Source organism: Streptococcus infantarius subsp. infantarius ATCC BAA-102 (assembly GCF_000154985.1).
In the GTDB taxonomy this organism is placed as follows: domain Bacteria; phylum Bacillota; class Bacilli; order Lactobacillales; family Streptococcaceae; genus Streptococcus; species Streptococcus infantarius.
In genome coordinates this window covers 75,466-83,420 of record NZ_DS572690.1, presented here as the reverse complement: position 1 = coordinate 83,420, position 7,955 = coordinate 75,466, and the positions used below count along the sequence as shown (strand labels likewise).

The 7,955-nt window shown below is 36.3% G+C and carries 8 protein-coding genes and 2 pseudogenes; 2 read left to right on the top strand and 8 right to left on the bottom strand.

Going from position 1 to position 7,955, the window contains the following annotated elements; translation table 11 throughout:
* Window positions 1–69 precede the first annotated feature (69 nt).
* The 6 genes and pseudogenes from STRINF_RS10310 to STRINF_RS09900 form a co-directional block, all read right to left on the bottom strand.
* Entirely contained in the window at window positions 70–243 is a 174-nt protein-coding gene (locus STRINF_RS10310; RefSeq protein WP_006531846.1) for a hypothetical protein, read from the bottom strand.
* A gap of 148 nt (window positions 244–391) precedes the next feature.
* Window positions 392–601 carry a CsbD family protein gene (locus STRINF_RS04520; RefSeq protein ID WP_006531845.1) on the bottom strand — a complete coding sequence of 70 codons (210 nt, stop codon included), beginning with the start codon at window positions 599–601 and terminating at the stop codon, window positions 392–394.
* A 130-nt stretch (window positions 602–731) separates the two neighbouring features.
* Window positions 732–866 carry a 50S ribosomal protein L34 gene (gene rpmH / locus STRINF_RS04515; RefSeq protein WP_002885866.1) on the bottom strand — a complete coding sequence of 45 codons (135 nt, stop codon included), beginning with the start codon at window positions 864–866 and terminating at the stop codon, window positions 732–734.
* Window positions 867–1,294: 428 nt separating this feature from the next.
* Window positions 1,295–2,647 (bottom strand): ISLre2 family transposase, encoded by a 1,353-nt coding sequence (locus tag STRINF_RS04510; protein WP_006531843.1) that lies wholly within the window; start codon window positions 2,645–2,647, stop codon window positions 1,295–1,297.
* Window positions 2,648–2,798: 151 nt separating this feature from the next.
* Window positions 2,799–3,218: pseudogene (locus STRINF_RS04505) on the bottom strand (Fic family protein); the annotation flags it as partial.
* 41 nt (window positions 3,219–3,259) lie between these two features.
* Window positions 3,260–4,422 (bottom strand): IS3 family transposase gene (locus STRINF_RS09900; protein WP_115283783.1). Its coding sequence is split into 2 segments (ribosomal slippage): window positions 3,260–4,158 and window positions 4,158–4,422, totalling 1,164 coding nucleotides; the frame shifts between segments, so codons are not numbered across the junction.
* 273 nt (window positions 4,423–4,695) lie between these two features.
* Here STRINF_RS09900 and STRINF_RS10735 point away from each other — a divergent pair.
* A pseudogene (locus STRINF_RS10735) lies at window positions 4,696–4,881 on the top strand (IS3-like element IS1520 family transposase); the annotation flags it as partial.
* Between the two features lie 9 nt (window positions 4,882–4,890).
* The gene (locus STRINF_RS10140) at window positions 4,891–5,292 is read left to right on the top strand and encodes a DDE-type integrase/transposase/recombinase (RefSeq protein ID WP_099390967.1); all 402 of its coding nucleotides are present in this window, start codon (window positions 4,891–4,893) and stop codon (window positions 5,290–5,292) included.
* Window positions 5,293–5,441: 149 nt separating this feature from the next.
* Here the strand turns inward: STRINF_RS10140 and STRINF_RS04490 are convergent, their stop codons facing one another.
* Window positions 5,442–7,559, bottom strand: a complete 2,118-nt coding sequence (locus STRINF_RS04490) for a heavy metal translocating P-type ATPase (protein WP_006531837.1) — start codon at window positions 7,557–7,559, stop codon at window positions 5,442–5,444.
* 139 nt (window positions 7,560–7,698) lie between these two features.
* On the bottom strand, window positions 7,699–7,905 hold the full coding sequence (gene tcrZ / locus STRINF_RS04485) for a copper chaperone TcrZ (RefSeq protein ID WP_002294571.1): 207 nt from the start codon (window positions 7,903–7,905) through the stop codon (window positions 7,699–7,701).
* Window positions 7,906–7,955: the final 50 nt, after the last annotated feature.

Genomic DNA, 7,955 nt, shown 5'->3' with positions numbered 1-7,955 from the left:
CTCAGAACCATTTTGCTAAAAAATAGCTCTAAGAAGACTTCCTAAAAATAAAGAAAGACAACTCATCATTTAAACGTGGTGACTCAATTTCACTCGTTTATAAGACATAATGACTTGCATTAATGCTGATAAAAAGAAAATAACTGCAGCTAAAATCAAGACACTTTTCACACCATTATCTAAAAATGCTAGAACCAGCAAAATCAAATCAATAATTCTGACATAAATACTAATTTCCTTCATCGACAAAAACCTCCCTTTATTTTATCCCATGTATTTTTATAAAATCGCTTTCATATGTATTATACTACATTTTTTGCCGTTTTTTCATAAAATCTTAAAAAATTTTTATAAAAAACCACAATTTCAACGTGAAACTGTGATTTAATTACTATTTTTTCTTATCTAATGCTTTCTTGATACTATCAACAGCCCCCTCAGAGCCTTCTTTGATATCATCAACAATTTCTTTACCCTTAGCAATTGTCTTTTCGACCATGCCTTTTGCTTCTAGTTTTTTATTTTCAGTTGCCTTACCAACAACTTGCTTGATACCACCTTTAACCTGGTCAAGTTTTGCTTTAATTTTTTCGTCAGACATATTAGTGTCCTCCTATCTTTAAATTACCTAAAGTCTATCATTTTCAGTTAGATAAGTAAAAGAATTCGTTTTCATTTTCTGATAAATAAAAAAAGACCGCCAGACTCGAGCACTGGCGGATAGTCTATCATTAAGCAGATAAAACTTTACGTCCTTTACGACGACGAGCAGCAAGCACGCGACGTCCATTTTTAGTTGACATACGGTGACGGAATCCGTGTTTACGTTGACGACGGATTTTACTTGGTTGATAAGTACGTTTCACGATGAATACCTCCTAATAGATTTTCGTATTCGTTTAGCCGGCTATATTTGATCAGTTACTAAACATACCATACTATTTTATAATAAGTCCGTCTAACTGTCAAGCTCTACTTTTTGTTTGTTTGTGTCTATTTTTTTGAGAATAATCATCAAGCCTATAAATCAAGAGATTTCTCTGTTGAATTTTTTCAAAAAAAATACCGAAACAAAGGTTTCCTTGCTTCAGTCTTGACTTTATTGGCTTTTTTGTGTTACAATAACTTCAGACTGATTAAGCAAAGTGTAGATTTGTCTTAATCGGTGGAGTAGAAGTTACCCGCTTCTGCTCCTTTTTTTGATTTTCTATAATGATATTATAACAAAATTGTCAGAAAAATGCAAACAAAAACAACTAAAAAAAGCCTTAAAATCCAAAAAATTTTAAAGTTTTTAATACTTAAATTTTTGGCGGTCAAGAGAAGTAAATTTCCCAGCACGTTGAAAAATTTTGCGTGATTTAAATATCGTTTGTTCCTTCGCTTCTCGGAGATAACCAACGCTTAAACGTTGATTTTGATAGTATTCATACTCTTTTCGCCAATTACCAAAAAATAGATCATCAACAAGATTAATTCTATCTAGAATAATTAATCTCGACATTGTATAAGCACCTTTTAATGACCAATACATTCCCCTGTGTTTCATCCGATAGGTTATTTTTCGATGCTGACTCTCCATGACACCTATTCCTTTGGCTGATAAATTTCTTAATTTAGCAGGCTTTGTGTATTTGAAATTATTAAGAATTTTTCGGCGAAAATTAAAATAATTATAGTGTTCTTCATCATCTCCATCAGCAATTAAAGACTCTACGGTGTCAAGAACGGTTTTCATCAATTCCCTTTTATGGCTATTGATTGCCTGAAAAGCTAGTTCTTTTAACTCGGCTGGATATTTTTTAAAAAATATTTTTATCTTTTCGTTTAGATGATAAGCATCCCAAAAGTGCTCGTGTATTTTAATGCCAAGCGCTTTTTTAATTTCTTGAAAAACTTTTGGAGTATAGCCTTTACCATTATCAGAATTAGTGATTAATATCGTCTCATCTGTAATCTCGTAATGATTATACAAATAGTCTAGTAATTCTTCTTTTGCCTTTTCATAATTTGTGTGAATTATCTCATGCTTATTTTCCAAAACATAACGATTTTTAGCAATTTTTTTAGAACCTGTGTGAAGAAGAAAGTGTGCTAAATCAACATTTCTTTTGTCATCTCTAGCAGAATCTGATGATTTCACCATCACGCCATCGCCTTCAATATAAAGGATTTTTGGATTAATTTTCTTGGTCGGTTCTTCCTCTAGCCAAAAGCGAAATTTTTCTTTTTCAGATAGCAATTCCCCAGCTCGCTTAACGGCTTTTAAAACAGTATCCTTAGTAATCTCAAGATGATAAAACTCTTTAACAAAATGACACACTTGACGATATGACATTACTGTAGCCATTTTAGCTACATGGCAAACCAATTCAGGAGAAAAACGCATGTACTTTTTGAGTCCTAGCCATTCATCAACAGGACAACGTGTTTTGCTTCCTTTTCTCCAGCGAGACCTTGAAAAAGTTACTTCTCCAAAAGTAAAAGCAACCGTTCTCTCTGTTTGATTGATACGTTTGTATCCAGCTATCCGCATTGCTGAGGCAATATTTGCATCATACGTTTCAACTCTTTTTAAAAAGTCATATTTACGTTTATCTTCTAATTCAATAACAAAACTCTTTTCATCAAATCTCATACCTGTCATACAGATATTTTACCTAATTTTGGATAAACTATCACAAAAAAACTCCTCATGGAAATGAAGAGTTTTTAAATATAACTATATTTATATTTGTGTTTATAATTATAGTTATATATATAATTATAAATATTTTTATAAACACAGTTATATATAATTATAACGAAAAACCTTTTGTTTTGTTTGGCTTTTTATGGCTATCATCAGCACTTTTACTTTTTTTATTGATAACATCTCTGTCTTTGCTATCGTTTATTTTCCCTGCAAATCCTTTGTTTTTAAGGTAATTTGCATAAAATTTTTGTTCGCTAGCAAAATAATCAATTAAGGGTTGATGGTTATCATAAGCTTGAAATTGTTCTAGTGCATTGTAATAGTCTGCTTTTCTGGTGTCATCAACAATGAATGGAGTTATTCCTTCTTTTAAGCATTCCTTGTAAAGAATTAAACGTCCTACACGACCATTACCATCAGCGAACGGATGAATTTGTTCAAAACGTGCATGAAATGATGCTAAGTAAGATAAGTCTTTTTCTTTTTTGAAATTATACCCTAAAAGAAGTGAATACATAGTTTGACCTAGTCAAGCATTTTTGTAACACTAGTGTATAAAATTTCTTACGCTGCACGACATCGTGCAGCATAAGGTGTAAGTCCACCGTTTGCACGATGTGGTCTTACGTGATTATATTTCCCATAAACGAATTCATAGAGCTTTTGGTCAAGAATGTCATTTGAATCAAACTTGTAGAGATAATAGAATTCGTGTTTGAGCGTATTGTAGAATCTTTCCATAACGGCATTGTCATATGGACAGCCTGCTTTGCTCATACTTTGTTGGACATAGTTTTTATCACAAAATTTATTGAATTCTTTTGCGGTAAATTGACGCCCTTGATCAGAATGCAGGATAATTCCTTTTGCTGGTTTTCGACGTTCTAGTGCGATTTTCAAGGTTTCCTTTGCCAACTCAGTATCGATATGACTGCTGTTTAATGATGCAACCACTTCACGACCGCAAAGGTCTATAATCGTGCAATTGTAACGCATTGTTCCATCTGGACGAGTTAAATATGTAAAATCAGTACACCATATTTTATTGGGTTCTTTTACATCAAATTCCCTATTCAGAAGGTTTGGAAAGATTTTATTGGCAGTTCCTTTTACATAGTTTGGTTTCTTTCGACGTGTGATGGAACGTAAGCCCAATTCATTCATAAAATGATGTATTGTCAGATCTGAACGAATGCTTCCGATACCCTTAAGATAATCGTTCATCATTCGGTATCCAGGAACTCCATTTTCGCGGTGGTAGATTTCAACAATTTTACGTTGAATCTCTGCCTTTTCCTGACGATAAGCATGTTTTTTGTTTTTAAGATAATTATAGTAAGCATTTGAACAGATGTTCATTCTTCTAAGAAGCCATCTGACCCCAAATGTCTGTTGATATTTCTGGATGAACTGGTACTGAGCTAATCGATTTCCTTCGCAAAGAATGCTGCCGCTTTTTTTTAAAAATCATTTTCCTTTTTGAGTTCTTCAATTTCTTTGCGTAGCTTTTTTGCAACTTCGTATGAATCAGATTCTTCCCGTTTTGTTGGGCTGTTATCGCATTCTTTGCGGTATTGCTGTAACCAGTATGTCAGCGTGCCTTGTCCAAGATTATATTCTTCGGTCAGGCTTTTCTTGGTTCGTCCCTCTTCCAGATAGAGGCGAAGAACCTTTTGTTTGAGCTCAGGCTCGTAACGATTGTTTGTCTTTGTAACATCTCCTTGGATTATGTATGTATTTTACCAAACTATACACAGGTGTTACAACTTAATTATATCAGGTCACGTGCTATCCTAATCTTAAACCACTAAGAATTAGAAAGCGCACGACCTATATGACTTATAATAGCACACTTACAAAAGTTTTTGTTTATTTACTGACAACCTAGTACCTATTACAACTGGCGCCATTGGCAGCCCAGTCGACAAGAAAAACGTAGAGAATCCCTGAAACCTTATATTTTAGACGTTTGGAAAACCTTTTAATTTTATGGTTATCGTCCTATTACTGCTTATAGTCAACAAACCGACGGTCCGAAAGTATCTGAGTATATGACACTCAAATTGATGCGTGAATTAGGGATTAAATCCCGCATGCAAAAACGTTATCGCAAACCCAAAACTGTTGTGACGGTTGATCAAAAACCCAATCTGATTAGACACTTGCATGATTTGAGCGGTGTTTAGCAAACAGATATCACTTATATTCAGTTGACTAATCACAGATGGGTCTATTTAGCGACCGTTTTGGATCCTGAGAAGAGAAAAGTATTGGGCGATACAATGACAGCCGAGCTAGCCACAAGTGCCTTACAGATGTCGTTAGATAAGCATCGAAAGCCACTCATTATTCATTCAGATATGGGGTCACAATACACGAGTGCTGAGTTTAATATTAAATGCCAAAATTATGGCTTGAAACATTCATATTCACTCAAAGGCCATCCGTACGATAATGGCCGTATGGAATCGTTTCATTCAATATTGAAGCGTGAAGAGGTGTATCTGAAGGTATACCAAACATTAACTGAAGTCCAAGCAGCCATCGGTTGGTATATCAATTTTTATAATCGAAATCGTATCTCAAATGTTGCCTAAGTAACTGAATAAAAATAGTCCAATTTATTGACTTCTAAGCAAAAAGGAAGAGATGATTTTTTAAATTATTTCATCTCTTCCTTTCCTGTGAAACTATTGTATTTTTACACGATAAGGTCATTCAATTATTTCATGTGCCAAATAACTGTTTATTTTGGCTCTAATTTCAATGTCATAGCATTGATGGCAACAATTACAGTCGAAAGTGACATCAGGACGGCACCGACTGCTGGACTTAATGTTATGCCAATTGGTGCTAGTATTCCTGCAGCTATTGGGATCGCGATAAAGTTATACCCTGCTCCCCATACCAAGTTTTGTTTCATTTTACGTGTCGTCTTGTTTGCTAACTCGATAAAGGATTCAATATCCCCTGGATCAGACTGAGTAAGGATAATATCCGCAGAATCCAAAGCTACTTGCGTTCCAGCTCCGATTGCAATACCTACGTCTGCCAAGGCAAGGGAAGGTGCGTCATTGACCCCGTCTCCCACCATGATAACCGTCTTGTTTTGGTTTTTCATGGACTCGACCAGCTTGTACTTATCTTTCGGAGATTGATTGGCTTGGTATTGAATACCTAGAACTTCTGCAACTCCTTGTGCAGCTTCCTCGTTATCACCAGTAGCCATGAGTGGTTCAATTCCGTATTTTTTCAGCACCTCGATCAAGTTTCTGCTAGTTTCTTTCAGTTCATCTCCCAATGCGACAGCGCCGATTGCTTCATTATTTTCTACAAGGATACTTAAAGTAGCGCCTTTCGGAATATCCATACGCAATGCTTTTCCGTATGCCTTTTGGCTGATTAATTGATAGTGGTGGCCGTTCGCCTCCCCTTCTATTCCTGCTCCCGAAACGATTTCAATGGAGTCAAAGGAAACTGACTTAATGCCTTTCGCTTCAGCGTGGTTCACAATCGATTGGGCAATCGGGTGACTGGAGCCCGCCTCTATACCCGCCAACAAGCCTGTAATTTCTTCTTCAGAATATTTATCACTCAAAACAGTGACGTCCAACACTTTAAATTCACCAGTTGTTAAAGTACCTGTTTTATCCAATACCATAACATCCGCTTTAGTAGTTAATTCCAAAGCTTCTCTATTTTTAACCAGTAATCCTCGGCTTGCACCCAAACTAGTACTACGTGATACTACCAAGGGAATAGCAAGACCCAAAGCATGTGGGCAGGCAATAACTAACGCAGTCACAGTAAAGATAACGGCTGTAGGCAGATCCGCAATGATCATCCAGACTACTAGAGCGATTAAAGCTACTACAACGGCAATGTAGAACAACCAGCTAGCTACTTTGTGAGCCACATTCTCTGCTCGAGATGGTTGGCTTTGTGCTTGGCTGATTAATGTCTGAACCTGAGAAATGAAGGACTTATCGCCCGTCTGCTTTATTTCCACATAGAGGACTCCGCCACCATTGGTTGATCCACCGATGACCTCATCTCCGGGTTTTTTTTCAATTGGTTTCGATTCCCCAGTCACAAGCGCTTCGTTTACACGGGATTCTCCGCGGATAATGATACCATCAGCTGGAACATTTTCTCCTGCTTGAACACGGATAACATCTCCAATCTGAAGTTCAGACACAGGGCGAGTCTCAATCGAATCGTCTTCTAAAACAACATGAGCATCTTTCGGCACCAACTCAGCCAATGCTTTTTGCGCGTCCCCTGCTTCACCCAATGCCTTCATTTCAATCCAGTGTCCTAATAACATGATTAAAATTAACGTTGTAAACTCAAAGAAGAAGTCCATGACATGTTCTCCGGTCACATATCGAGCGGCCACTGCGTAAACACTATAGGCATAAGAAACCGTTATTCCCAAAGTAATCAAGGACATCATGCCTGGAGCTTTTGAATTAAACTCATCTTTCGCACCCATGTAGAATGGTTTTCCGCCATAAATGTATAGAATTGTTGCCAATACAGCTGCTACAACGTCTGCATAAGGAAAGATAATTTGGAAAGGCAACTGAATATCCATCATAGGCGTAATGAGTAAGATTGCAATTCCTAATGGGAGTGACTTCAAGAAAATCTCCTTAAAGCTACCGTGATGGTGGTGGGCATGCCCTCCCATTGCGCCATGATCCATTTCACTGTGATCCATCGCACTATGATTCATCTTGCTGTGATCCATCTGACTGTGATCCATCTGACTATGTTCCATTTCATTATGGTCGTGTTTTGAGTGATCCATGTCACCGTGATTATGATGACTATGTGACGAATGTTTTTTGTTATTCCTCATTTTTAATTCCTCCTTATTATAATTAGAGACTGATTTTAAAGTTTTAGAACTTTCTCATCTAACACTGCATATAATTCTCACGAAAAGGGTTCTATACTTTATCTCTAGCTACTATCTATGAATAAATGGTATTCGTACTTTATGCACTTAATACTGAATAGTTAGTTTCTGCTAAAGCAGCATTGAGCGTTTCGGTATCAATCTCTGTTTGACTTTCAAGTACTGCTTTTTTAGTCGCTAAATCAACCTCTACAGATTCAACCCCTTCAATAGCTGAAAATCTTTCTTGTACCGTGTTCGCACAACCTGCACATTTTACGCCATCTAATAAGACTTCTTTTTTCATTATTTTATTCCCCTTTTTTTATCTTCTCCTATTATATAGAATAGGAAGAA

Bases quoted from the DNA above. Each gene is read 5' to 3' on its own strand.
- STRINF_RS10310 (WP_006531846.1), bottom strand. From the start codon at position 243: ATGAAGGAAATTAGTATTTATGTCAGAATTATTGATTTGATTTTGCTG.
- STRINF_RS04520 (WP_006531845.1), bottom strand. From the start codon at position 601: ATGTCTGACGAAAAAATTAAAGCAAAACTTGACCAGGTTAAAGGTGGT.
- STRINF_RS04510 (WP_006531843.1), bottom strand. From the start codon at position 2,647: ATGACAGGTATGAGATTTGATGAAAAGAGTTTTGTTATTGAATTAGAA.
- STRINF_RS04490 (WP_006531837.1), bottom strand. From the start codon at position 7,559: ATGAGGAATAACAAAAAACATTCGTCACATAGTCATCATAATCACGGT.
- tcrZ (WP_002294571.1), bottom strand. From the start codon at position 7,905: ATGAAAAAAGAAGTCTTATTAGATGGCGTAAAATGTGCAGGTTGTGCG.